We start from the raw sequence: 25,461 nt of genomic DNA on the forward strand, positions 1-25,461 counted from the left end.
CCGCGGTGGGAAAACTGCGCGGCGGACCGGCGACGTAGAGGTCGGGTGACCTCTTAGCGGGTTGCCGGCGCCGGCGCCAACGGCGGACCACGACGAGGCGCGGACGTGGCGACCGCGAGAGTTGCGGGATACCCCACGCCATCCGGTGCGGCCGGCACCCGGCGGGCCGGTGAGGCGATCGGCGATGGCTGGAACAGCTCGCGCAGGCGGTCGAACAGGACTGTGGCCGACAGGGCCGCGAAGGCCCACACGACGGACTCGATACCGGAGAGTAGGACGGTCAGCACCGCTGCGGCGGCGACGTGCGCCAGGATCATGGTGGCCGTGCTGACGGTGGCCGGGTGGTTGTGCCCGCCGAGGCTAAGCAGCAGGTGCAACGGTGCTTGAGACAGCAGCAGGAAGGTGCCGATCTCGGCTGGATGGCGGCGTCGGTCGGCCAGCGCGACACAGGCCACGCTGAGCAAGGCGGCCGCGAACATGAACTCGAGCTGTGCCGGAACCCCGCCACCAGCAGCGACGTGTGCCACCGTGGGCAGCATCAAACAGGCCGTGGACATAACCAGCCCACGTGCCACGCGTGCCCTGCCCCGGGCCGGTTTGTGCACATCGCCAGGGTATGAGGTCCTGGCCGATGGAGTGTCGCCGGGTTCCGGCGAGCTCAGCGCCGGTCAGTCGGTCCCTTCGGTGGTGTCGACGACGATCTCGGAGTGGAGGGTGCGATGCACCGGGCACCGGTCGGCGATAGTGAGCAACCGGGCGCGCTGCTCGGCGTCGAGATCACCCTCGATGTGGATCTCGCGCTGGATGTGGTCTAACTTGCCCGCCGTCGTCTCGCAATGAGCGCAGTCTTCGGCATGGATCCGGCTGTGCCGCAGCCGGACGGACACCGACCGCAGCGGCCACCCTTTGCGTTCGGCGTACATCCGCATGGTCATCGACGTGCAGGTTCCGAGCGCGGCCAACAGCAGGTCGTATGGCGTCGGCCCGTGATCGCCACCGCCGAGCGACGTTGGTTCGTCGGCGATCAGGAGGTGCCGACCGGCCCGAATCCGCTGTGTGTACCGGGAGTCGCCGGTCTCCGAAACGATGACGATGCCATCGGCGGTATCGGTGTCGTCGACGGGGGGAGCCGACGGAAGGTAGCGATCCGCCCAACCGGCGATGACGGTGGCCGCGTACGCCGCGTCGGCCGGGTCGGACACCAGGTGATCGGCGTCGTCGAGGCTGACGAATGACTTCGGATGCCGGGCGGCGTCGAAGATCTCCCGTGCGTTGTCGATTCCGACCAGTTGATCACCGGGCGCGTGGAGCACCAGCAAAGCCCGGCCCAGCTCGGCGATGCGCTCGGCCTGTGGCTGCGCGGCGATGTCGGCGAGGAACTCACGGCGGACCCGGAACGTGCGCCCGGCCAGGCGCACGGTGGCGATACCAGCATCCTCGATCTCGTCGACGTCGTCGGCGAACAGGTTCACCACATGCGCCGGGTCCGACGGCGCGGCGATGGTGACGACGGCCACCGCCTCCGGGATCTTCGCGGCAGCCGCCAGCACGGCCGCGCCACCCAGAGAGTGACCGATCAGCAGGCTGGGTGCGGCCAGCTCGCTGCGCAGGTGGTCCGCCGCTCGAATCAGGTCGGTGACATTGGAGCTGAACGTGGCGTTCGCGAACTCGCCGTCGGACTCACCCAGGCCGGTGAAGTCGAACCGGAACACGGCGAGTCCGGCCTCGGTCAGCGCTCGAGAGATCCGGGAGGCGGCGACGACGTCCTTGCCGCAGGTGAAGCAGTGCGCGAACAGCGCCACCGCACGAGGCGGACCATCTGGAAGGTCGAGGCGGCCGGCGAGGTCCTCCCCACCAGCACCGGTGAACGTCATTCTCTCGGTCTTCGGCATGTGTGTTCCTGATTCTCGGCCGACGGTGGACAAGGCGACGATGGGGCAAACGACGAAGAATCGCCCACGCATTCCCTGCGCCGAGAGTACGGTGTGTTCGTGCGCGGCATCGACGACGCCACCGGATTCACCACCATGGAACTCGGCCGGCCGGACGGCCGTTGAGCAGGCGGTTGCGAATGCAGCGACGGGGTGGGTGCACCGGAGGAAGGCAGGGACATGCAGCGAGAGGCGGAGCGGGGGCGTAGACGCGCACGGCCTGCGGCTCCCAGGCGCGGCCCGGTGGCCCTACTGGTGGGGTTCATCGGCGAGATGTTGCTGACGGCGGGTGTGTTGGTGCTGCTCTTCGTCGTCTACATCCTGTGGGGCACCGGCTTGCAGACCGCGGCCGCACAGAACGACCTGCGCGGACAGTTGGACAGCAGCGAGGTGGCCGACCTCGACGAGATCGACATCGGCGACGCTTACGGGATCATCCGCATCCCGCGGTTCGGCGACGATTGGGAGTGGGTGATCGTCCAGGGTGTGGAGGACGACGACCTGCGCAATGGACCTGGACGTTATCCGGACAGCGCACATCCTGGCGAGTTGGGCAACTTCGCCGTGGCGGCGCACCGCTCCGGGCATGGCGAGCCGTTCGCCAAGTTCCCCGACCTCCACGTGGGCGACACCGTCGAGATCATCATGGCGGATGGCACCTACGTGTACGAGTTGGACGACGCACCCGACGGCGACTCGGACGGCAACCGGATCAACATCACCGATAGTTGGGTGGTGGATCCGGTGCCCGGCGAGCCGCGAAGCACCGAGCCGACCGAACGGCGGATCACCCTGACCACGTGTTGGCCCCGGTTCGGCTCGTCACATCGTATGTATGCCACGGGAGTGTTGGTCAGCGTCGACCCTCGCTGAACGTCAGCGCACGCTGTGCGTTGGTGGTCATGAAGGCGCGGGTGGCCGCATCGGGGACCCCGAGGCGGGTGAGCGCGGGCAGGAAATGGTCGAGCAGGTAGGTGTAGCCGTGCCCGCCGTAGCGCTTGAGCTGTAGTTTGGTGCAGACGTCAGTGCCGAGGACGATCTGGTCGGTGTAGCCGGCGGCGACGAGGTTCGCGATGCCTTCGGCCACCTTCAGGTCGGTGAAGGGCCACAGTGTCCCCCAGGGACTGCCCGGCGCGCCCAGGAAGTCGAACTCGACGAACACCCCGCGGGCGAGCAGCCGCTGGGCGAAGTCCAGGTTCAGCCCCAGGGTGCCGGCGTGACCCATCACGACGGTCCGGAGGTCGACACCCTCCTCTTCGAGGATGTCGAGGACGGCGAACTGTTCGTCGCCGGTGCCGCCGCGATGGAAGGTTATGGGGGCGCCGGTGATCGCGGCGGCCCGACCGCTGGCGCGGACACTCTTGAGTTCGTTGGTGGTGAGCGGTTGTCCTTCGACCCCGACCTCGCCGATGATGCCGGCGCGGACCGAGGTTCCGTCGGCGCCGGAGACGACGTCCGTCACGATCACCGCGGTGAGGTCGTCGACGGTGAGATCGTCCATGTCGGCTGGATGGAAGTTGCGTTCGTACCACCCGGAGCCCATCACGATGTGCAGGCCGCTCGCCTGGCTGATCCGCTGGAGCGCCGCCGGGTCGCGGCCCAGGCCGATGTTGGTGACGTCGACCAGGGTGCCGCCGCCGGCATACCGGTAGGGGAGGATCTCGGCGAGTTGCTCGTCGAAGTTCCCGAGCTGGTCGTTGTCGATGTTTCCGGTGCCCGAGCGGACGTCGGCGAGATTGTCCAGAGTGAGTGGGGTGCGGGCCGCTGGTGAGTTGTATCCGGGGCGGGGATTGTGCTCTGGCCGGGTGATGTCGAGAAAGATGTGTTCATGCATCGACACCACGCCGAGGGTCTCGGGATCGGCTGGTCCGGTGACGGTGAGGACCTTCCCGGATAGGTTGGGGATGTCGGCCGGGAACGTGATCATGCGATGGGCTCCGTCCAGGCCAGGAAACGGGCGGGGTTCGTGGTTACTAGTCGGCGAGCATTGTCCTCGGGTACTCCGAGGCGGGTGAGGTAGGGCAGGAACTGCAGGGGCAGGAACCGCAGGCCGTTCCCGCCGAAGGTGGTGAACGCGTGTTTGCGGTCCAGCCCGGCGCCGAGGAGGATCCGGTCGCCGTGACCAGTCGACACCAGGTCGGCGATCGTGGCCGCGATCTCGTGGTCGGAGATCGTCGTGTAGATCGAGGGGATCCGGCCCAGCCGGTCGAACACGATGTGAGCACCGGTGTCGAGTACGGGTTTGACTCCGTCCGGCCCGGCGAGCAGGTCGTGGGCCGCCCGGACCGCGATGCGAGCGGGATCGATGCCGCATGTGTCGGCGGTGTGGATGAGCGAGCGCGCCCGGTCGAGGTCGCCGCCGATGTCGGCGAGCACGGGAGCGCCGGTGGCGGCGGCCGCTTCCCACGCCACCTCCGGTGCTGAGCCGTCGGACAGGCTGATCACGCCGGCCCGGATCCCGTCGACGCCATGTTGCAACTCGTCGACCAGCACGTCCGTTCGGTTCGTCGGCTGCGCGGCCAGGACGATGTGGACCCCGGTCCGCTCCGCCAGGGTATGCAGCGCCGCCGGGTCGCGGCCCTGGGCCGGTGTGGTGATCTCGACGACGAGCCGCCCGTCGGCCACGGCGAAACGTTCGAGTTCTCGGTGCGCCCCGGAAGCCTCGAGGATCGCGTCGTCCCGGTTCGGGCGGCCGAGCATGAGATCGCCGAGCAGTTCGATGCTGACCGCGTGCTCGAAGAACCACGTATCGCTGGCCCGTTCGGGTCGGCGGACCGGGAGTCGCGCCACGAGGTGCTCCCCGATCGTGCACACGCCTATCCCGTCGGATGGAACTGTGCCCGTGACCGTGACCACCGTGCTCATAACACCCCGCTACCTCTTGACGGCTACCGACGATCAGGAGGCTACGGGCGACGGGCAGTGTTTGTCTACATTCGTAGAAATAGAGGGGTGTGAGGTTTGCGGGTTGGGCCGTGGGCCCGGGGTCGACGGAGCCGCGGCTGGGTCGGCACCTCGCTGTGCGCGAGGGGTCAGGGGTACGGCCACGGGTTGGCGACACAGCCTTCGAGCGACTTGGTCTGCTGCACCATCACCGGAGCCGGGCGGCCGTCGGCCGGGCAGCTCACGTGGCCGTGGCCAAGGGCATGCCCGACCTCGTGGTTGATCAGGTACTCGCGATAGCTCAGGATGTCGTCACCATAGGTCTGCGACGCGAGTCCCCAGCGTTTGGCGTTGATGACCGCCCGCTCACCGTTCCAGCAAGACACCTCTCCGCGGGTGAGTAGCGGGTAACACTGCTGATCGGTGAGATCTGGACTGGACAGCGACACCCGGAACTCCACCGGTCCGTCATCGACGCGCTCGAAAGCCACGCCGTCGCGCCCCCAGCCGCGCTCGTCGTTGAGGATCGTATGGACGTCGGCGGCGAACTCCTCAGCGTCGAACGGCAGGCCGTCCTCGACCTCGACCAGGTAACGCACGACGTCGCCGTCGCCGTCCGGCGGGGCGGCCTCGCCAGATACGACGTCGTACGATCCCCCCGCCGAGTCGGGCGGGTCGACCGGGACCGGCTGAGTGCGACCGTCGACACTGGGCCCGACGATCGTCGCGTCGGCGGTCGGCTCGGGGAGCTGAAGGGGGCTGCGGCCATCACCCCGCGACGGGGTGGAATCGCGTGACGGGTCGGCATTCGGGGAACCGGTCCGCGCCGGACCGTCGAGCAAGGTGAGCGGGGCGTCTGAGCCGGAGGGTGGGCTGAAACTGGCGGCGAGGACGGCCGCGGCGCCGAGCGTCAGGGCCGCCGCGACAGCCGCCACGGGCCAGGTGGTGCCGCGTGCTTCCGCGCCGGGCCGGTATCGGCCTGCTCGTCGTTTGCTCATGAGTACTGCCAGGTTAACGCGCCGAGCGCAGGGTGGCCGGGCCGGCGGGGGGTGTCCACGGCATCGACGTCGCCGGCGCGACCGGCGGGTGGATCCGCGGCGCGGATCCTGGTCCGGTTTGGGCAGCGGGCGTTGTGGAGTCCGGGGGTGGACTTCCAGGTGAACGGATCATGTACGCTCCTTGGCATGCCGCGCCAGCTTGAGCATCATGCTGACTCCGAGTTGCCAGGTCAGGGCGGACACCTCGAGGCGGCATCAGACACCGAAGCGGCGGCTGGTCAGCCAACCGGAACCGGTGATCAGACGATGGATCTCACCACGCCGCCATCCGGGCTCGGCGGGCCCACGGCCACGCCGGAGCCTGCGCCATGGCCTTGGTTGCTGCGGCTGCGCCCCGGGTTGCTGCTCGTGGCCGTCGCTGCCTTCGTCCTGACGGCCTGGCTGGTGTTCCTCGCCGTCGACATCATCGACGTGGGTGGCATCAGCGACCGGATCCCGATGCCGATGTGGACGTACCTGTTCAACGACCACGTCGTCGAGGTCACCCAGTGGATCATGCTGGCGGTTGTGGTAGCGCTCAGTGGCTACCTGGGCGGTCGGCTGGCTGGAACGGTGCACCGGGGTGCGTCGTCGTTCTTCTTCATCCTCGCCATCGGGCTCGGGTTGATGCTGGTGGAGGAGGCCGGCGACATCCGGCATGGCATCAGTGGCGCCGTCCGATTACATTTCGGCGCTGATGTACTCGGCCTCCCATACCAGATGGTGTCCGACGTGCCGTATTTCGCCGCGCTGGCCGTGCTGCCGCTGTACGCGGTGATCCGCTACGGCCGGCACGCGTGGGCGTCGGTGTCGGCCCGCCCTTACCTGGTCGCCGCGGTCGGGCTGTACGGCCTAGCCGCGATCAGCTCCGGCCTGCGCCATCTGGGCAGCCTGTACGTGAACCTCGGATCGGTGATCGACCGGGCGTTCTTTGGCGGACGGTTCCCTCCGGCGCCAGGCATGACCCAGGATCGTGCGCACTACTTCGTCGTCGACGGCCCCATCGAGGAGAGCGTCGAACTGTTCGCCGTGACGTGCATGCTGGCCATGGTGCTCGCCTTCGTCGCCGACCTCAGGGCCGGTCGGCTCGCCACCCAGTTGCGCTGATGACCACGGAGTGATCGGGGTACTTCGACGCATGTGACGTCCGAAATCACCGGCGATCACGGCAGCCGGACGTGACACTGGTATCGGAAACATCGTGAGCGCGCGCCACCAGGGGCGAGAGCGAGGAGACATGCCATGACCGAACAAGCAGACGTCATCGTCGTAGGTATGGGGGTAGGCGGCGAGATGGTGGCCGGTTCGCTGGCCGACGCCGGGCTCGACGTCATCGGCGTCGAAGGGAACCTCGTCGGTGGCGAGTGCCCGTACTGGGGCTGTATCCCGAGCAAGATGGCGATCCGGGCGGCCGATCTGCTCGCCGAGGCACGCCGGGTCGACGGCATGGCCGGGCACGCCCAGGTGGACTCGTCATGGAAACCGGTGGCCGAACGGATCCGCGAAGAAGCCACCACCAACTGGGACGACCAGATCGCGGCGGATCGCTTCACCGACAAGGGTGGACGGCTCGTACGCGGCTGGGGGCGGCTGGCCGGACCGGGGCAGGTGACCGTCGACGGCACCACGTACCGAGCGCGGCGCGCGGTAGTACTCGGTACGGGGACCACACCGGCGATCCCACCCATCGACGGACTAGCCGGCACACCGTACTGGACCAACCGGGAAGCCTTGGAGGCCACCGAGCGCCCGGAATCGCTGCTGGTGATCGGCGGCGGAGCCATCGGGCTGGAGCTGGCGCAGGCGTTCGCCCGGTTCGGATCGGACGTTGTTGTCGTCGAGGCGGCTGACCGGGTGTTGCCGCCCGAGGAACCGGAGGCGTCGGCGGTGGTACATGCCGCGCTCGAGGCGGACGGTATCGCACTACACACGTCTAGTGGCGTCTCCGCGGTGCACCATGACGGCACCGCGTTCACCGTCACCATGGCCGACGGCTCGTCGCGTACCGTGCAGCGGTTGCTGGTATCCGTGGGCCGGCGGGTCGACCTCGGATCTCTGGGGGTGGAGACGGTTGGCCTCGACCCGTCGGCGCGGGCGGTCACCGTCGATGAGCACCTGAGGGCCGGGGAGCAGCTGTGGGCCGTTGGCGACGTCACCGGGCACGGTGCGTTCACCCACGTCGCCACCTACCAGGCGGGGATCATCGTGCGCGACATCCTCGGCGAGGACGGCCCACCGGCCGACTACCGGGCGCTGTCGCGGGTGACGTTCACCGATCCGGAGGTCGGCGCTGTGGGCATGACCGAGGCTCAGGCCCGGGAAGCCGGTATCGATGTGCGGGTGGGTGTGGCGCAGGTGCCCTCGACAGCACGTGGCTGGATTCACAAGGCGGGTAATGACGGCGTGATCAAGCTGGTGGCCGACGCCGGCCGCGGTGTCCTGGTCGGCGGTACCTCGGCCGGCCCGAACGGCGGCGAGGTGCTGGGAGCGCTGTCGGTCGCGGTTCACGGGGAAGTGCCGATCGAACGGTTGCGGCACATGATCTACGCCTACCCGACCTTCCACCGGGGGATCGAGGACGCACTGCGCGACCTGCCCTGACCCCCCTTCCCCATGATCATGAACACTTAGCCGTGCCATAGCACGGCTAAGTGTTCATGATCATGGGGAAGGGGGGAAGCGGTTGGCCATCGTCCGCAGCTCACTCATCCGGACGAGCTCGTGCCGGTCCTCGCGAAAGAACCGTAGGTCGTCGGGATCGCCCTGATTTTTCTTGTGAGGTTTCGCCGTGCTCGCTGCTCTCATTCTCGACAGTGTTTGCCGAGATAGGAGGATCGATCATGAATCACGCGACACGTCAGGTGCCTCGAAGGCGTCGAACGAGGCGGGGCCGGTCGGCGGCCGTTGGGTTCGTTCTGACGGGTGTCACCGCGGCCGGTGTCCTCGGTGCACACGGCGCACCGGACAACTTCGTCGCGCCAAGTGCGCCGGGAACCGGAGCGGGTTCACCGCTGATCACCAAGGAGATCGACGACATCGTCATGGGCTACCTGGAAAGCAAGAAGATTCCCGGTGCGACCGTGGCCGTGACCAAGAACGGACGTCTGGTGTTGTCCAAGGCGTACGGGCTGGCCGACCTGGAGGACCAAACTCCAATGCAGCCCTGGCACCGGACCCGGATCGGCAGCGTCTCGAAGGTTCTGACGACGATTGGCGCGTTGCAGCTGGCCGAGGATGGCGCCCTTGACATAGACGGGCACCTGTATGCGTCGTCGGCGACACCCGTGTGGGGCTCGGACCCTCAGCAGCCGCCGGCCATCGTGCATTCCGGTGACGGCGTGTTGGACGACGCGGGCGAGTACCTGGCGGCCCTCACGGAAGGGGTGCGGAAGTTTGGGCCGCAGCCCGGCAGTTCCCAGTCCTCGTTCCTTGGCCCGAACGCTCCTGCCTACCTGAGCAAGGGCAGCTACCAGGCCAATGTGACCGAGGCGCTGGATTGGGCCACCGATATGCGCGTGCGTCACCTGCTCACCCACACCGCCGGCTTGTTGCGCAGCGGCAACGGGGAGAAGGCGGCGGCGATGCTCGGCAAAGATGTGGATGATCTGACCTACCCCGACGTGCACTGGGCGATGCTCGCAGGAGCGAACGGGATTCCGCTGACCTTCCGCGCCGAAACCGACCGGGCCTACTCCAACCACGGGTTCGGGCTGGTGGGGCAGATCATGGCTGAGGCGACCGGCACCCCTTATGTCGACTACATGCGGGCCAACGTGTTCCAGCCACTTGGACTGCACCACGTCGTGCCCCGTGACCTCGAGTCGGAGCTGGGCGAGCGGGACGCGACGTCGTACGCGTACAACAGCGCCGGCGACCCCGTGCTTCCGTCGAAGAAGTACCAAGAGGTTCGCGACACGCCGGCGATCAGTACGTCGACCGGGGGCTGGGTCGCCACGGCCCAGGATTTGGTCCGCGTCATGTGTGGCATCGACGGAGTCAACAACCACCTGCGACTGCTGACCCCCGAGTCGGCCGAGACGATGGCCACGGTGCCGTACCCGCACGCCAAGTCCGACCAGCCCCTGGGCTGGGACTTCCGCAGTGGCACTCCGGCGGTTACCAAGAGCGGGTCGACACCTCGCGGTGGCGGCGCACGCATCACCAAGTACCTGCCGGGTGGTTTGGCCGACGCCGAGATCAATGTCGCGGTGGCGACGAACCGGCGGGGTAGCCCACCGGTGAGTTTGCTCCGCAACATCGCCGACGTGGCCGCTGACGCGGATCTCCCTGCCGACTATGACCTCTTCCCCGGACGGTATCGCTGCGTCACCGACACCCGGTCGTGGATCACATCTCGCTGAAGTTGCGATCAGGAGACCGACAGGTGTCCAATGCGTTTCGCAGAGCGGATTGTTGGTTGTGTTGGTGGCCTGCCCGCGCGGACAGTGGTGCATCTCCCGACGACGGCCGTCCCGGCGGCCAGTGGGCACGTCCGGTGCTCCACCGGCCGCCGGGGACGTGGTGGTGGTAACGGAGGGAAGACCGTCCGGCCCGCCGCTGACTGGCTCGGATGAAAGCGATGACGGACATGCTGGACCAGGCTCGGAAGAGAGGGTTGTGACGCTATGCCAAGCTCGCCCCGTCGTCAGCCACGTGTGCTGGCACTCGTGATCGCCGCTGGAGTCGCGCTCACCGCGGCGTGCGGAACGGATTCCGCTGACCCTGCGCCGGACTCGCCGGAGGACGCGGCGAACGACCACGAGGGTCCGATCCGGATGAATTCGACCGGTTCTTCGGAGGAACTCGTCATGTGGATCGCCGATGCCGAAGGGATCTTCGACGAGCACGACTTGGACGTCGAGATCTCCGACGTCGCCGGCGCTGGTCTCACCCCGATCGCGCTCACCAACGAGGAGGTCGAACTCGGCATCCAGACCGCGCCGGACTTCCTGCAAGCCGTCGACCAAGGGCTGCCGCTGACCGCCGCTGCGGGGTTGTCCGTCAACCGGCCGGACAACCCCCGCCTCTTCGTCGTCGCCGGTAGCGACAGCGGCATCGACACCCCGGCCGACCTGGAGGGAGCCCGGATCGGCACCCCCAGCCGCGGCGGCTCGTTCGAGGTGAGCACCGTGCAGCTCGTGGCGGAACATGGCGTCGACGCCGGCTCCATCGACTGGGTGGAGGTTCCGTTCGCGCAGATGCAGGCTGCCCTCGACTCCGGCACCGTTGACGCGGTGGCGACGTCGGTGACCCTGCAAGGTGCGCTGGTGGCCGCCGGGCACGCCGTCGTGCTCGATCTCAGCGAGTTCGGTGACGACGTGCTGGTCACGTTCCTGACCGCGCGCCAGGAATGGGCGGCACGGAATCCAGCGATCATCGATCGGGTCCGATCGGCGCTGGACGACGCCGCGACCTTCGCCGAGAACAACCCGGAGCGCGCGATCGAGATCATCGTCGAGCGTACCGGGCTGCCGCCGGAAGCTGCGGAACGGATTCCGCTGCCGACCTCCCGAGTCGACATCGACACCGATCAGGTTCAGTTGTGGATCGACGCGATGCGGGATCAAGACATGTTGGAGAACGACGTCGACCCTGCGGAGCTGATCGTTCCATGACTGTGCGCCTGGCTCCGACCTCGGCTGGGGGCCGGCAGACCTCTGACGTCGCCATCGAACCAACACCGGAGGTCGCCGGACGCGGATCGATCGACGTGTCCGGTGTTGGCTACCGGTATCCGGGCGCCGCCGCCGAACGGCAGGTCATCGACGATCTGAGTTTCTCGGTCCGCCCAGGAGAGTTCGTCTGTGTGGTCGGCCCATCCGGCTGTGGCAAGACGACGCTGCTCAAGCTGCTGTCCGGGCTCGTTCCGGCGGAATCGGGCGGGATACATGTGGACGGCGTGCCAGTGCAGGGGCCGCCGTCGAACCTTGGGTTCGTCTTCCAGGACCATGCCCGGGCCCTGCTGCCGTGGCGTAATGCCGTCCGCAACGTAGAGTTCGGGCTGGAGGCGGCCGGCGTGGCCCGCAAGGATCGCCGGGAGTTGGCCAGGCAAGCATTACGTCGAGTGCAGTTGCCCGATGTGGAGAACCTGTACCCAGCGCAGATGTCCGGCGGCATGCAACAGCGACTGCAGATCGCTCGGGCCCTGGCGGCGACGCCGTCCATCCTGCTGATGGATGAGCCGTTCGCCGCTCTCGACGCCCTGACCCGGTTCGCGCTCGAGGACGCGTTGCTGGAGGTATGGCGGGAGCTCGGGCTCACGGTGGTCTTCGTCACCCATGACTTGGATGAGGCGGTCTATCTCGCCGACCGGGTCGTCGTGTTGCGACGAGGACCGGCCCGGGTGGTGCGGGAACTTCAGGTCGAGCTCGACCGGCCTCGTGATCAGGGCCGGACACGAGCCGAGCCCGAGTTCGTCGCGTTGCGGTATGAGTTGTTCGAGACGATCCGGGCGCTGTGAACATGGCGGGAATCGTCGCTGGGTTACGGCCCTATGTGCTCGGCTTGGCCGGAATCGCGGTGTTGACGGCCGGGTGGGCGGTGGTCGCCGCTGCCGAGTTACTCGACGGCGTGCCACCCCCATTGGAGGTGTTCTCCGCCCTCGGGGAGCAGCTCACCGGCGCTGAGCTGTGGCGGGCCACCGGGCACACCGTTGCGGTGACCGCATCGGCCACCGCGATCGCCACCGTCATCGGCGTGCTCGTCGGGGCTGCTATCGGGATGTCGGCCATGATGGACCGGCTGCTCGGATCGACGATCAATACCCTCCGGTTCGTGCCACCGGTCGCGTTGATCCCGGTGGTGCTGCTGATCATGGGTTTCGGATCGGGCAGCGAGATCGTGGTCGGCACGTTCGCGGCGCTGTGGCCGGTGTTGCTCAACGTCGCCGCGGCCAGCCGTGAGATCAAGAGCAGGTTCGAGGACATGACCCGGATCCAGCGGTTGGGCCCGGTGCGCAAGCTGTTCTCGGTCTACGTGCCCGGAACCGTGGCGGCCACCATCACCGGAGTACGGGTCGCCGCCGCACTCGCGCTCATCCTGGTGGTCGCCATCGAGATGTTGGCGGTCCCGGCTGGGCTCGGACACCAGGTGCGCTTCGCCGGCAATGCCCTGCAACTGCCCACGATGTACGCCTACATCGTCTGGACCGGCTGTGTGGGCTTGCTGCTCAACTCGGTCCTACAGGCCACCGAGCGATATCTGCGGCGGCCGTGATGGGAAGGCGGGATGGAAGCGGAATGGGACACCTCGCCAACGTGCTGATCCGGCTCGTGCTGCCGGCCGCGCTGATCGGCCTGTGGCAGGTGGCGAGCACATCGGGGTGGGTGAATCCGGTCTTCGTCCCACCCCCGGACCGGGTAGCCCGCACCGGCTACGAGATGCTCACCGGCGGCGACCTGATCCCGGCCGCCGCGGCAACCACTGGTCGTGCGTTGCTCGGGCTGGCCATCGCGATCGTCATCGCGGTGCCGGCCGGGTTGGTCTTCGCCTCGTCGCGGCTGGCTGACGGGTTGACTTACCCGGCTCGCGAGTTCTTCCGGGCGCTGCCGACCGTGACCATAGTGCCGGCGCTGATGGTGATCGTCGGCCCGGGGGAGAGTCTGTCCGTGCTCGCGGTGGTCTTCGGCGCGGTGTGGCCAATTCTGCTCGGCACCATCCTCGGCGTGCGGGAGACCGATCGGGTTCTGCTGGACGTGGCGCGGGTACATCGGCTGTCCGCACGTCGTGCCGTGGTCAAGATCCGACTGCCGGCCGCGCTGCCGCAGATCATGACCGGAATCCGGATCAGCTTGGCGATCGCCCTGGTGATCGCGCTGGTCGTCGAGATGATGAGTGGTCATGGCGGCCTCGGGTCGATGGTGGTCGAGGCCCGCAGCCGGTTCCGCAACACCGAGGTGTTCGCGATCGTCGCGGTGATCGGTGTTGTCGGTCTTGTGTTGAACGCGCTCATGGTTCGGATCGAGCGGAGGACGCGGCACGACGTGCCTGCGTGAACCTCAGTCCAGTTTGGCAACGCATTCCGCACCGCGGATCGCCTTCTTGTGAACGTGGCCGCGGCCCTGAACAGTTGACGGTGTTCCCCCATGCCCGAGGAACCGAAGGAGTAGCACGTGGATCGCGCTTCCAAGTCCGCCGTACCGGCCGGGCGATTCCTGGTTGGCACCGACATCGGTGGCACGTTCACCGACCTGGTCCTGCTGGAGGCCGGAGAGCAGCCGCGGCTGTTCAAGGTGCCGACCACACCGCACGATCGGTCCGAGGCTGTTGTGGACGCGCTCGCGCTGGCCGCCTCCGCCGTCGGGCTGCCGCTGCGCGATTTCTGCGCCCAGATCGCCTACTTCGCCCATGGCACGACGGCAGCCACCAACGCGCTGATCGAGCGGCGTGGTGCTACCACAGCGCTGCTGACCACCGCGGGTTTCACGGATACCTTGCTGATTCAGCGGAGTATGAGCTCCTGGGTAGGGATGGACGGGGCGACCGGACACTACAGCCGGCGCCGGGACCCGGAGCCGATCGTGCCGCGCGGCCTGGTGGCCGAGGTCCATGAACGGGTGGACGCCGCGGGCGACGTGCTGGTGGATCTCGACGAGCGTGCGGTCCGCGCCGTGCTGAACCGGTTGCGCGGCGCCGGAGTGGACACGGTGGCGGTCTCATTGCTGTGGTCGTTCGTGCGTCCCGAGCACGAACGGCGCATCGGTGAGCTGCTGCGGCAGGAGTGGCCCGAGGCGTACGTGACACTTTCGCACGAGATCGCTCCGGTGATCGGCGAGTACGAACGCACAGCGACGACGGTGGTCAATTCGTATCTGGGGCCGGTGATCCGCGACTACGTCGCCAAGCTGGAATCCCGGATGCAGGACGGCGGGTTCACCGGCGAGATCTCGATCATGGACTCCGGTGGCGGCGTGATGCGCGCCGGCGATGCCGCGCGGCGGGCCGCCTCCTTGCTGACCTCTGGTCCGGCCGGGGGTGTACTCGCCTCGGCCGAGCTGGCCAGCCGGCTCGCCTTCCCCAACGTCATCACCAGCGACATGGGTGGCACCAGCTTCGACGTCGGACTCATCGTCGACGGTGAGCCGCTCGTGGAACACACGGCCGAACTGGGCGGCTACCACCTGTCGTTGCCGCGCATCAAGGTCAGTGCGATCGGCGCGGGTGGTGGATCGATCGCCGCGGTCGACGAGGTCGGCGCGCTGGTGGTGGGGCCGCGAAGTGCGGGGTCGGTGCCCGGTCCGGCCTGTTACGGGCGCGGCGGGGACCTGCCGACGGTCACCGACGCCGACGTCGTCCTCGGCATCATCGACCCGGACTACTTCCTCGGCGGGCGGATGACGCTGGACCGCGAGCTAGCCGAGAAGGCCATCCGGCAGCACGTCGCCGGGCCGCTGGGGATGACCGTGCTGGACGCGGCGGCCGGGATTCGGAGTGTCGCCGACAACCAGATGGCTGACCTGCTGCGCAAAGTGACGGTGGAACAGGGCCGCGACCCACGCGACTTCGTCGTGTTCGCCTACGGCGGCGCCGGGCCCACCCACGCGGCCGGCTACACCGCCGCGGCCGGGATCACGAAGCTCGTCGTGCCACCAACGTCCACCGTGCACTCCGCGTACGGCACGGTGACCGCGGACCGGTTCCGGGCCGTGCAGGTCACCGACGTACAGCGCACCCCGGCCGGTGAAGCCGACCCGGCTGAACACATCGATCTGCAGCGGCTGCAGGCCGCCCTCGACGAACTCCAAGCTCGGTGCCACGCCGACCTCGACCACGAACCGCAGGCCCGGTTCACCCGGTCGTTGTACCTGAAGTTCCGCCGCCAGACCCACGAACTGCCGGTCGCGCTGCCGAAGGGGCCGGTGACACCGGAGATGATGCGCGGTGTCGTCGAGGACTTCCTCACCACCTACGAACGTGTCTACGGCCCGGGTACGGCGCTACGTTCGGCCGGGTTGGAGATCCACACGCTGCGGGTGGAAGGCCGGGTCGCGGTGGATGGCCTCGTCGACCCCGAACCCGACGACGGTGCCGGCGACTGGGCGGCGGCCCGTGCCGGGGAACGTGACGTCTACTTCCCCGAAACCGGACAGGTGCCGGTGCCGGTGCTCCGAGGCGAACAGGTAGGCCCTGGCAGCGCGGTCAGTGGTCCGGTCATTCTCGAGTTCGCCGGCACGACGGTGGTCATCGGGCCCGGCCAGCATCTGCGGGTCGACCCGTACCGGAATCTCATCATCGACTGTAGGGGGACCGCGTGACAGTGGACGCCACCATGACGAACCCGGCCGGGAACGGACCGGCGGCCGTGACCGACGTGGACCCGGTGACGTTCGAGGTGATCCGGCACCGGCTGCTGGCTATCACCGACGAGCAGGGCGCCACCCTGGCAGCGATCTCCGGTTCGCCACATGTGGTGAACGCGAACGACTTCAACGTCGGCCTCTACCTGCCGGACGGTTCGGTCGCCGCGATGGGCCGTACCATCCTGCTGCATTCGGCCTCCATGGCGTTGATCACCCGGCACGTCATCACTGACTGTGCGGAGAATCCGGGAATCGAGCCGGGTGACATGTTCGTGGTGAACAACCCGTGGAAGGGTTCGATCCACGCTCAGGACATGGGGGTGGTCGCGCCGATCTTCGTCGACGGCGAGCTGCTGGCTTGGACCGGTGCGATGTGCCATATGCCCGACGTCGGGGGTTCACGTCCAGGCAGCTTCTGCAACGACGCCACGGAGTGTTACCAAGAGGGTCTACAGCTGCCGCCGACCAAGCTGGTGGAGGCCGGTGAGATCCGGTCCGACGTGTGGAATCTGATCATGGCTCACACCCGGGCGGCCGCTGCGTTCAAGCTGGACCTGCGCGGGCTGATCGGGGCCAACCACACGGCGGTGCGAGCCATGACACAGCTTGCCCAGCGGTACGGGGCGGACACGGTGCGCCAGGTGATGGCGGGGTTGATCGAGCTGTCCGAACGCCGGCTGCGCCAGCGTCTTCGCAGCTTGCCGGACGCGACGGTCCGTTCCACCGCCTATCTCGACAACGACGGGGGCCTGAACGAGACGTACGACGTGTCGCTGACCCTGACCAAGGCCGGCGAGACCCTGACCTTCGACTACTCCGAGTCGTCACCGCAGGTGCCGGGTTACATCAACTGCACGTTCTCCGGGCTGATGGCCGGAATCAACGCGGCCCTGCTGCCGAGTTTGGCGTTCGACGCGCCCTGGAACGAGGGCCTGCTGCATCCGGTTGAGGTGGTCTGCCCGGAGGGCCGGATCTGTAACGCCACCCAGCCCGCCGCCGTCAGCGGTGGCGCGCTCGAGGCGGGCTGGCTGGTGGAGATGACCGCCGTCGAGTGCCTGTCGAAGTTGCTGGCCTGTTCCGACGAGCTGATGGGAGAGGCGCAGGCGTTGCCCGCCGGCGGACCGGACCAGTTCGTTCTGTCCGGCGTCAACACCCATGGCGAGCGGTTCACCCACGTCATGCTCGACTGTCTGGCCACCGGCGGCGGCGCCTACGAGCACCGGGACGGCGTGTGGACTCAGGGGCAACACAACATCGAGCGGCAGCGGGTGTCCAACGCGGAGTCGATGGAGCTGGAGACGCCCATGTTGTACCTCTGGCGAGGTTTGGTGACCGACTCCGGCGGCGCCGGTCGCCGCCGCGGCGGGCAGAGTATGGGGTCGGTCTACCTGGTGCACGGCGGCGCCGAGCTGAAAGCGATGTGCAACGGGCACGGCTGGGAGGTGCCCAACTCGGTGGGTGTGTTCGGTGGATATCCGGGCACGCAGAACATCCGCGAGCTGGTCCGGGCCAGCAACACACACGATCAGCTGGCGTCGGGCCGGATCCCGGGCGCGGTTGCCGAGGTGGACGGGGAACGGCCGGTGATGCGGGGCCGCCAGGGGATGGTTCCGATCGCGTCCGGTGATGTCATCTCGACCATTCACCAATCCGGCGGCGGTTGGGGAGACCCGCTGGCCCGGCCGGTGGTCGACCTGCGCCGGGATCTCGACGACGCGGCGGTTAGCCCGGACGCCGCGGTCCGGCTGTACGGGGCGGTCCTGACCGACGACGGACGGATCGACGACGACGCGACCGAGAAGCGACGCGACGAGATACGGGCCACGCGTCGCGGCTGGCCCGCGGCCCGCCCACCGGTGCCGATTCCGGACGGGGTAAACCGCGTTGGCCCGCTCGGCGCGGGACTGGAGCTGGTCGCGGCGCCGGATGGTGAGCGTTTTGTGAGGTGTACCTGCTGGCAGGGGTTGTGCCGGGCCGGTGATCCCTGGCGTGAGCATGCCGGTCTTCAGGTCGGCACCGACGTCCACGAGGTCAGCATGGCCACCCGGTTCAGCGCCCAACTCGAGCTGCGTTCATACGCGTGTCCAGGATGCGGTGCGCTGCTCGCGATGGATGTGGCCCGCACCGGCAGCCCGGTCGTGCACGATGTGGAGTTGATGTAGTGATGAGTGCCGTGATCTGGACTGGCGCAACGTCGCACGTGGGCGCCATCATCAAGAATCCAGACCCCGCCCCTGAACGTTCGGGGCCGCTCAATGCGGCGTGGGATCGGATGGCCGAGCAGATCCGGGCGGCGCGGCTGGACGCCATGGTGGTGGTGGCCACCGATCATTACGAGACGTTCCGCCTGGAGCACTACCCGACCTTCTGCCTGGGTGTGGCCGACGAATACGAAGGCTGGGGTGAGTTCGGCAACCCGACGGGAACGGTAGCCGGCGCGTCGGAGCTGTCCCAGGACATGCTGGCCGGGCTGGTCGATCGGGGCTTCGATATGTCCCGTAGTCACGAGATGCCGCTGGATCACAGCTTCATGGTGCCGCTGGTGCGGCTCGGTCTGCTCGAGCTGCCGGTGGTGCCGCTGTTCGTCAATTGCAACACTGCGCCACTGCCCAGCCTGCGTCGCTGCCAAGCGCTCGGTGAGAGCATCCGGGAGGTGGTGGCCGGGGTGCCCGGCGAACGGCGGGTCGGTGTCTTGGGCACCGGGGGTGTATCACATTGGGTCGGGCTGCCCAGGTTCGGCGACATCAACGAGGAGTGGGACCGCCGTTTCCTGTCGCTGCTCGAATCCGGGGGGATCGACGAGATCCTGAGCTGGCCGGACGAGGAGATCCTGGAGCGAGCCGGCAACGGCGCGCTGGAGATCCGGACGTGGGTGGTGGCCCAGGCCGCGTCCGGAACGCCGGCCGGACGGCTGCTGGAGTATCAGCCGATGCCGGAGTGGGCCATCGGCATCGGGGTGATGACGATGGGGGCGGGCACATGAGCCTTCTCGGCCTGACCAAGCTGGCCTGGGACCTGGAACACCAGGAAGGCCTGCTCGACGCCTACCACGCCGCTCCGGCAGCGGTGCTGGCCCGCTACCGGCTACAGCCTCGACACCACCAGGCGGTGCTGGATTTTGACGCCGCCACGCTGCTGGACGACGGACTGAACCCGGTGGTGCTGCGGAATCTCCTGGTGATCCTTGGGGTGCCGCACGCGAAACTTTACGACGCCCGGTAGTGGTCCATTCACCGGATCACCGTTCCGTGATGCGGAATCTAGGCTGGATGTCGACGTGTACCTCTGGGAAGGGAGACATCGTGGTACCTGAGCGGCGCGGCGTACGTTCGGTTGACCGTGCGCTGGACATTCTCACCGCCTTCAGTGCTGCCTACCCGCGGCTCCAGCTGCGAGAGCTGGCCGACATCGTCGGCCTACCCAAGCCGAGCACTCATCGGATCGCGGTGTCGCTGATCGAACGTGGTTTTCTGCGTCAGGACGCCGACGGCGCCTATTCGCTGGGCAGCCGGCTGCTGGAACTCGGGGGACTCGTGTCCAACACCGCGGCTTTGGCCCAGATGACCCGGGACGCGGTCAACCAGCTCGCCCGGGAGACCGGTGAGACGGTGCTGGTGGCCGAGGCGGACTGGATGGATCGCACGGTGTTGATCACCAACAAACGCGACGCCACCCATCCGTTGGCGGTGACCTCACCGGTTGGTAAGCGATCGGCGTTGAGCAACGGCTGTATCGGCAAGGCGATCCTGGGTCATCTCGATCCGGCCGAGGCCGACGAACTGGTGCCCCAGCTGCATCTGGCTTCGCGCACGCCGCGCAGCATCGTCGACCACGCCACCTTCCGTGCTGAGGTGGCCGAGACCGCCCGGCGTGGGTTCGCCACCGAGTCCAACGAGTTCATCGACGGGGTGGCCGGGGTGGCGGCCGCGGTCAGCGTGGGTGGGCGGCCGCTCGGCGCGGTGGCGATCGTCGTCCCGGCGTCGCGGGCGCCGCGCCGGCGGCTCGACCAGCTCGGCCGCTTGGTGCTGCGAGCGCTGGCCGGTTCGGGCGCCGCTCACGCGGTGCCGGCGGCGAACACGAACGTTCAAACAACAGGAGGGCAGCACCGTGTTGAACCTCAAGCCTCATGAGGCTGGCATCGTGGCCGGTTGGGTGCACTTTCCCAGCGGCGATGATCTGGTCCGCGGGTATCTGGCGTTGCCGGAAGCCGGAGGGCCGTGGCCGCTGGTTGTCACCGCCCACGAGAACCTCGGTGTCACCACCCACCGCCAGGGTGTCACCCGCCAGCTCGCCGCCGAAGGTTTCGTCAGCCTGACGGTCGACATGTTCAGCCGGATCGGTGGCATGCCACCACAGAACTACGCCGGGCAGGAAGACCGCCGGGCCAAGGCGTTCCTCGCCGCGCGCGACGAGGTCGTGGTGCCCGACCTACAGGCCGGGCTGGAGTTCGCCGCTGGGCTCGACGAGGTGGACGGAGCCCGCGCGGGAGCCCTCGGGTTCTGCCTCGGTGGCGGCAGTGTGCTGGTGTGGGCGACGCGCACCGACGACGTCAGGGCCGTGGTGTCGTTGTACGGCATCCCGGTGCTGCCGCCGGAGTACTCACCCACCGGTTCAGCACGATCCCGGATTCCGCTGCTGGCCGAGCTGCGCGCACCCGTGCAATTCCACTTCGGCGGCGCCGACGAAGCGATCCCGGCCGACCAGATCGACCAGCTCGACGGTGCCCTTCCCACGAGCGCGACACCGGCACAGCTGTACCGCTACGACGGAGCGGGGCACGCGTATCACGACGACACGCACCCCAACTATCACCCGGAGGCCGCCGCGCTCACCTGGCGACGTACCGTCGACTACCTTCGGGAGCACCTCGCGTGACCATGTGGACCGATCTTCTCGGGGCGGAGGTCCGCTGGATAGACGCCGGCGGTGTGCGGACCCGCGTCGTGTCGGCCGGAGCTCACGGGCCGCCGCTGGTGCTGTTGCACGGCCGCGGCGGGCACCTGGAAACCTGGCACCGCAACACCTCGGCCTGGGCGGGCACCCACCGGGTGGTCGCGGCTGATCTGCTGGGCCACGGCTGCACCGAGGCGGCCGGATCGGAATACGGCGTGGCTGAGCTGCTGGACCATGCCACCGCGCTGATCGACACCGTGCTCGCGGAGAGCGGCGAAAAGCGGGCGACCGTGGTCGGTCAGTCCTTGGGTGGTTGGGTGGCTGCCTGGTGGTCTCGCCGGCGCCCGGAGCAGGCCCGCCGTCTGGTCCTCGTGGAGCCGGCCGGGTTGCAGGCGGAGGCCGAGCGGCTGGCCGATCCCCGGGTCGCCGCCGCGTACGAACACGGCGGGGAGGCATTCAAGCAGGTCACTACCGAGACTGTCCGGCTGCGGCTGCGGCAGCTGATGGACGACGAGTCGACCGTCGACGACGAGATGGTTGAACTGCGCCGCCGCCTTTACGCCGCCGATGGTGCCACCGCGGTGCACCGGGCGGTCCGCCGGGCGGACAACAGCCGGTGGCTGCTCACCCCCGAGTGGTGGCTGGAGCATCGGGTGCCGACCCTGTTCATCCGGGGCGAGAACGCGCACGTTCCAGCAGCCGTGGTGGAGCGCGCCGCAGCGAATTCCAGCCCAGTCGGCCAGGTATACACCGTGCCCGCGGCCAAGCAATGGCCGCACTACGAGAACCCCGCGGTTGTTAACACCGAGGTCGCCCGTTTTCTCAATGGAGGTACATCATGACGTTCTGGACCGACGCGCTGGGCGCTGAGATCCGGTTCCACGACGCCGGCGGCTGGCGGACTCGTTCGCTGGAGGCGGGCGACACGGGAGACCACGTGATCTGTATCGGCGGTTTGACCGGCCATGTCGAGGCGTTCGTGCGTAACGTGGTCCCGCTCGCCGAGCGTGGGCTGCGGGTGCACGCGATCGACGCACTCGGGCACGGCTGGACGGATAAACCCGACGACGTCACCTACCACGCCCCCGTTTTCACCGACCATCTGCTGCGGCTGCTGGACGCACTCGGTGCGGAACGTGCACACGTCGTCGGGCAGTCTTTGGGCGGCTGGATCGCGTTGTGGACGGCGTTGCAGCACCCGGACCGGATCGGCCGGATCGCCCACGTGACCGGAGCTGGAATCGCGCTCGCCGACAACAAGCGGCAGCAGGAGAGCAAAGCGGTCCACGATCGGGTGCGCGATGTGACCCGCCGCGCGGTGGACACACCAACACCGGAGAGTGTGCGGACCCGGCTCGAATGGCTGATGGCCGACCCCGCGACGGTGACCGACGAACTGGTGGAAACCCGGTACCGGATCTACACGCTGCCGGACAGCCGCCGCATCATGCCGAAGCTGGTGTCCGAGCAGCCCGGCGAGGAGAACCGGGTCTACATGCTCACCGAGGAACGCCTGGCCGCCATCGACCACGAGGTGCTCGTGTTGTGGACGGACAAGAACCCGACCACTCCAGCGGAGGTGGGCCGCCGGGCCAGTGAGATCTTGCCGAACGGGCGGTTCGAGATGATCGACGACGCCGGGCACTGGCCGATGTTCGAGCAGCCGGCCGAGTTCAACCGGATCGTTGGTGACTTCCTGACCGGGAAGCCGGCATGAGCCGCACCGAGCTGCGGGAGCTGGTCGCCACGGGCTGCCGGGTGCTGGCCGCGAACGGCCACTCTGACCTCGTGTGGGGCCATCTGTCGGTCCGCGACCCGGACGGGCGCGGCGTGTGGCTCAAACGTGCCGGGCTGGGGTTCGACGAGGTCCGGGCCGACGACGTGCATCTGATCTCGTGGGATGGCGATGTGGTGGAGGGACCGGAGCCGGTCCACCTGGAACACCACATCCACACCGAAGTGTTGCGGGCCCGCCCGGACGTGGCCGCCGTCGTCCACAGCCACCCAGAATCGGCGGTGGCACTGGCCGCGACCGGACTGGAACTCGAACCGCTCGGGCACGAGGGCACCTTCTTCACCCCGCCCGACGTACCTCGGTTCACCGAGACCGGCGACCTCATCCGGACACCGGAGCTGGGCCGGTCGGTGGCGGCTGCGCTGGGGGACAGGAACGCCTTGCTGCTGGTCAACCATGGCGTCGTCGTCGCTGAGTCCAGTGTGGAGCGAGCCGTGTTCGGGGCGGTGATCCTGGAGAAGGCGTGCCGGATGCAGCTGCTGGCCGCCATGGCCGCGGGCGCGGAGCCCTTGCGAGCGTCGGCGCCGGACGAGGCGATCGCCAAACGGGCGCGTTGTTACAGCACCCGCCAGGTCAGCCTGGGGTGGGATTACCTGGTGCGTAGCGTGCCGGACGTGGACATGGTCGGCGCGCAGGAGGGACCGTGACGACGAAGGTGGCGGTCATCGGATCGGGCAACATCGGAACCGATCTGATGATCAAGGTGATGCGGCTCTCCACGACACTAGAGGTCGCGGCTCTCGTCGGGATCGACCCGGACAGCGACGGTCTGGCCCGGGCTGGCCGGCTGGGCGTTCCGGTCATCGCCGACGGCGTAGCTGGCCTGGTGCGGTCGCCGGGCTTCGACGATGTCGAGATCGTGTTCGACGCGACGTCCGCCCGCGCTCACGTCGCCAACGACGCGGTGCTCCGGCCGACCGGCCGCCGCGTCGTCGACCTGACCCCGGCGGCGATCGGGCCGTACGTCGTGCCCGTGGTCAACCTCGACGAGCACCAGGACACACCCAACATCAACATGGTGACCTGCGGCGGCCAGGCCACGGTTCCGATCGTCGCGGCGGTGAGTCGCGTGGCCGACGTCCGGTACGCCGAGATCGTCGCGTCGATCGCGTCGCGGTCGGCCGGCCCGGGAACGCGGGCGAACATCGACGAGTTCACCGAGACCACGGCTCGGGCGTTGGAGGCGGTAGGAGGCGCCGCGCGCGCCAAGGCGATCATCGTGTTGAACCCGGCCGAGCCGCCGCTGGTTATGCGGGACACCGTGCATTGTCTTGTCCCGGCCGGCACCGAGCCGGAACGGATCCGGGCGGCCATCGAGACGATGGTGGCCGACGTCGCTGGTTACGTGCCGGGATACCGGCTCAAGCAGCAGGTGCAGTTCAGCACGTTGACCAGCCGACCGGAGCTGGCAGTCCTGGCCGGGACGGATGAAGATCTGCTCCAGGTCAGTGTGTTCCTGGAGGTCGAAGGAGCAGCCCACTATCTCCCGGCGTATGCGGGCAACCTCGACATCATGACGTCGGCGGCGTTGCGGGTAGGGGAGCAGTGGGCGTCGCGGATGGGAGAGAACGGTGCCTGAGATCTATGTGCAGGATGTGACGCTACGCGACGGGATGCACGCGATCCGGCACCGTTACTCGGTGGACCGGGTGCGGGCCATCGCGGCCGCGTTGGATGCCGGTGGTGTGGCCGCGATCGAAGTGGCCCATGGTGACGGTCTGGCCGGTGGCAGCCTGACCTACGGACCGGGAGCACACACCGATGCGGAGTGGATATCGGCCGCGGCAGAGGTCGTCGGCCGCGCCACCCTCACCACGCTGCTGCTACCGGGTATCGGCACCGTCGACGACCTCAAACGTGCCCATGACCTGGGGGTAACGTCCGTGCGGGTGGCGACGCACTGTACTGAGGCCGACGTAGCGGCGCAGCACATCGCAACCGCACGTGAACTCGGCATGGACGTCGCGGGCTTCTTGATGATGAGCCATCTGAACGGTCCGGCCGGATTGGCCCAGCAGGCCAGACTGATGGAGTCCTACGGCGCCCACTGCGTGTATGTGACCGACTCGGGTGGCCGGCTCACCATGGACGGGGTCCGGGACCGGGTTCGTGCTTACCGGGACGTGCTGGATCCCGACACCCAGGTGGGTATTCACGCACACGAGAACCTGTCGTTGTCGGTGGCGAACTCGATCGTGGCGGTGGAGAACGGGGCCAGCCGGGTGGACGCGTCGCTGGCGGGGCAGGGCGCCGGGGCGGGGAATTGCCCGATCGAGGCGTTCATCGCGGTAGCCGACCTGGTGGGGTGGGAACACGGATGTGATCTGTTCGCGCTGCAAGACGCCGCCGATGATCTAGTCCGGCCGCTTCAGGATCGCCCGGTGCGGGTGGACCGGGAGACGCTGACCCTGGGCTATGCCGGGGTGTACTCCAGCTTCCTGCGCCACGCCGAACACGCGGCCGAACGGTTCGGCCTGGACACCCGAGACATCCTCGTCGAGGTCGGCCGGCGTGGTCTGGTCGGTGGCCAGGAGGACATGATCACCGACGTCGCGTTGAGCGCCCTCGATGGTGGGCGTGGGAGTAGGAACGACCTCACCTGACGAGGGTGGGTCTACCGGGGT

25 protein-coding genes are annotated in these 25,461 nt (G+C 68.2%); 19 read left to right on the forward strand and 6 right to left on the reverse strand.

Features of this window, described 5'->3' with window-relative positions; genetic code table 11:
- Positions 1-53 precede the first annotated feature (53 nt).
- Together G8760_RS14770 and G8760_RS14775 are read right to left on the reverse strand one after the other, a co-directional pair.
- Positions 54-575: a hypothetical protein gene (locus G8760_RS14770; RefSeq protein WP_207782369.1), complete on the reverse strand. Its 522-nt coding sequence runs from the start codon at positions 573-575 to the stop codon at positions 54-56.
- Between the two features lie 93 nt (positions 576-668).
- On the reverse strand, positions 669-1,892 hold the full coding sequence (locus tag G8760_RS14775) for a bifunctional alpha/beta hydrolase/OsmC family protein (protein ID WP_166352424.1): 1,224 nt from the start codon (positions 1,890-1,892) through the stop codon (positions 669-671).
- A 282-nt stretch (positions 1,893-2,174) separates the two neighbouring features.
- On the opposite strand from G8760_RS14775, the gene G8760_RS14780 reads away from it, so the two are divergent.
- The gene (locus tag G8760_RS14780) at positions 2,175-2,804 is read left to right on the forward strand and encodes a class E sortase (RefSeq protein WP_166352426.1); all 630 of its coding nucleotides are present in this window, start codon (positions 2,175-2,177) and stop codon (positions 2,802-2,804) included.
- Here G8760_RS14780 and G8760_RS14785 read toward each other — a convergent pair.
- The 4 genes from G8760_RS14785 to G8760_RS14800 all read right to left on the reverse strand — a co-directional run bounded on the left by G8760_RS14785 (position 2,785) and on the right by G8760_RS14800 (position 6,000).
- Complete coding sequence (locus G8760_RS14785; protein ID WP_166352428.1) at positions 2,785-3,858, reverse strand: phosphotriesterase family protein; 1,074 nt, start codon at positions 3,856-3,858, stop codon at positions 2,785-2,787. The two genes, G8760_RS14780 and G8760_RS14785, sit on opposite strands and share 20 nt — an antisense overlap.
- Positions 3,855-4,721: a phosphotriesterase family protein gene (locus G8760_RS14790; protein WP_166352430.1), complete on the reverse strand. Its 867-nt coding sequence runs from the start codon at positions 4,719-4,721 to the stop codon at positions 3,855-3,857. The genes G8760_RS14785 and G8760_RS14790 overlap by 4 nt, the downstream gene beginning before the upstream one ends.
- 242 nt (positions 4,722-4,963) lie before the next feature.
- Complete coding sequence (locus G8760_RS14795) at positions 4,964-5,812, reverse strand: DUF3152 domain-containing protein (protein ID WP_166352432.1); 849 nt, start codon at positions 5,810-5,812, stop codon at positions 4,964-4,966.
- Entirely contained in the window at positions 5,809-6,000 is a 192-nt protein-coding gene (locus G8760_RS14800) for a hypothetical protein (RefSeq protein WP_166352434.1), read from the reverse strand. The genes G8760_RS14795 and G8760_RS14800 overlap by 4 nt, the downstream gene beginning before the upstream one ends.
- On the opposite strand from G8760_RS14800, the gene G8760_RS14805 reads away from it, so the two are divergent.
- From G8760_RS14805 to dmpG, 18 genes are all read left to right on the forward strand, one after another.
- Positions 5,999-6,958 carry a hypothetical protein gene (locus G8760_RS14805; RefSeq protein WP_166352436.1) on the forward strand — a complete coding sequence of 320 codons (960 nt, stop codon included), beginning with the start codon at positions 5,999-6,001 and terminating at the stop codon, positions 6,956-6,958. The two genes, G8760_RS14800 and G8760_RS14805, sit on opposite strands and share 2 nt — an antisense overlap.
- Positions 6,959-7,093: 135 nt before the next feature.
- Positions 7,094-8,452, forward strand: a complete 1,359-nt coding sequence (locus tag G8760_RS14810; protein WP_166352438.1) for a dihydrolipoyl dehydrogenase family protein — start codon at positions 7,094-7,096, stop codon at positions 8,450-8,452.
- Between the two features lie 239 nt (positions 8,453-8,691).
- Entirely contained in the window at positions 8,692-10,212 is a 1,521-nt protein-coding gene (locus tag G8760_RS14815) for a serine hydrolase domain-containing protein (protein ID WP_166352440.1), read from the forward strand.
- Between the two features lie 264 nt (positions 10,213-10,476).
- Positions 10,477-11,466, forward strand: a complete 990-nt coding sequence (locus G8760_RS14820; protein ID WP_166352441.1) for an ABC transporter substrate-binding protein — start codon at positions 10,477-10,479, stop codon at positions 11,464-11,466.
- Positions 11,463-12,311, forward strand: a complete 849-nt coding sequence (locus tag G8760_RS14825; protein WP_166352442.1) for an ABC transporter ATP-binding protein — start codon at positions 11,463-11,465, stop codon at positions 12,309-12,311. The genes G8760_RS14820 and G8760_RS14825 overlap by 4 nt, the downstream gene beginning before the upstream one ends.
- Positions 12,312-12,313: 2 nt before the next feature.
- Positions 12,314-13,066, forward strand: a complete 753-nt coding sequence (locus G8760_RS14830; protein ID WP_166352443.1) for an ABC transporter permease — start codon at positions 12,314-12,316, stop codon at positions 13,064-13,066.
- A 23-nt stretch (positions 13,067-13,089) separates the two neighbouring features.
- Positions 13,090-13,845, forward strand: a complete 756-nt coding sequence (locus G8760_RS14835; RefSeq protein WP_166352444.1) for an ABC transporter permease — start codon at positions 13,090-13,092, stop codon at positions 13,843-13,845.
- Between the two features lie 117 nt (positions 13,846-13,962).
- The gene (locus tag G8760_RS14840) at positions 13,963-16,104 is read left to right on the forward strand and encodes a hydantoinase/oxoprolinase family protein (protein WP_166352445.1); all 2,142 of its coding nucleotides are present in this window, start codon (positions 13,963-13,965) and stop codon (positions 16,102-16,104) included.
- Complete coding sequence (locus tag G8760_RS14845) at positions 16,101-18,311, forward strand: hydantoinase B/oxoprolinase family protein (protein ID WP_166352447.1); 2,211 nt, start codon at positions 16,101-16,103, stop codon at positions 18,309-18,311. Before G8760_RS14840 ends, G8760_RS14845 begins: the two co-directional genes overlap by 4 nt.
- A gap of 2 nt (positions 18,312-18,313) precedes the next feature.
- A complete protein-coding gene (locus G8760_RS14850; protein ID WP_166352449.1) occupies positions 18,314-19,132 on the forward strand; it encodes a DODA-type extradiol aromatic ring-opening family dioxygenase in 819 nt (272 codons plus the stop codon).
- The gene (locus G8760_RS14855; protein WP_166352451.1) at positions 19,129-19,371 is read left to right on the forward strand and encodes a hypothetical protein; all 243 of its coding nucleotides are present in this window, start codon (positions 19,129-19,131) and stop codon (positions 19,369-19,371) included. The genes G8760_RS14850 and G8760_RS14855 overlap by 4 nt, the downstream gene beginning before the upstream one ends.
- A gap of 80 nt (positions 19,372-19,451) precedes the next feature.
- Positions 19,452-20,279, forward strand: a complete 828-nt coding sequence (locus tag G8760_RS14860; protein WP_207782370.1) for an IclR family transcriptional regulator — start codon at positions 19,452-19,454, stop codon at positions 20,277-20,279.
- Positions 20,257-21,024, forward strand: a complete 768-nt coding sequence (locus G8760_RS14865) for a dienelactone hydrolase family protein (protein WP_166352455.1) — start codon at positions 20,257-20,259, stop codon at positions 21,022-21,024. Before G8760_RS14860 ends, G8760_RS14865 begins: the two co-directional genes overlap by 23 nt.
- A 2-nt stretch (positions 21,025-21,026) precedes the next feature.
- Positions 21,027-21,884 (forward strand): alpha/beta fold hydrolase, encoded by an 858-nt coding sequence (locus tag G8760_RS14870; RefSeq protein WP_246222566.1) that lies wholly within the window; start codon positions 21,027-21,029, stop codon positions 21,882-21,884.
- Positions 21,881-22,759, forward strand: a complete 879-nt coding sequence (locus G8760_RS14875; protein WP_166352459.1) for an alpha/beta fold hydrolase — start codon at positions 21,881-21,883, stop codon at positions 22,757-22,759. Before G8760_RS14870 ends, G8760_RS14875 begins: the two co-directional genes overlap by 4 nt.
- Positions 22,756-23,484: a class II aldolase/adducin family protein gene (locus G8760_RS14880; protein WP_166352461.1), complete on the forward strand. Its 729-nt coding sequence runs from the start codon at positions 22,756-22,758 to the stop codon at positions 23,482-23,484. The genes G8760_RS14875 and G8760_RS14880 overlap by 4 nt, the downstream gene beginning before the upstream one ends.
- Positions 23,481-24,416, forward strand: a complete 936-nt coding sequence (locus G8760_RS14885) for an acetaldehyde dehydrogenase (acetylating) (protein ID WP_166352463.1) — start codon at positions 23,481-23,483, stop codon at positions 24,414-24,416. The genes G8760_RS14880 and G8760_RS14885 overlap by 4 nt, the downstream gene beginning before the upstream one ends.
- Positions 24,409-25,440, forward strand: coding sequence for a 4-hydroxy-2-oxovalerate aldolase (gene dmpG / locus G8760_RS14890; RefSeq protein WP_166352465.1), 1,032 nt, complete (start codon positions 24,409-24,411; stop codon positions 25,438-25,440). The genes G8760_RS14885 and dmpG overlap by 8 nt, the downstream gene beginning before the upstream one ends.
- Positions 25,441-25,461 lie beyond the last annotated feature (21 nt).

Origin of the sequence: Phytoactinopolyspora limicola, from assembly GCF_011320225.1 — a bacterium.
Classification (GTDB): domain Bacteria; phylum Actinomycetota; class Actinomycetes; order Jiangellales; family Jiangellaceae; genus Phytoactinopolyspora; species Phytoactinopolyspora limicola.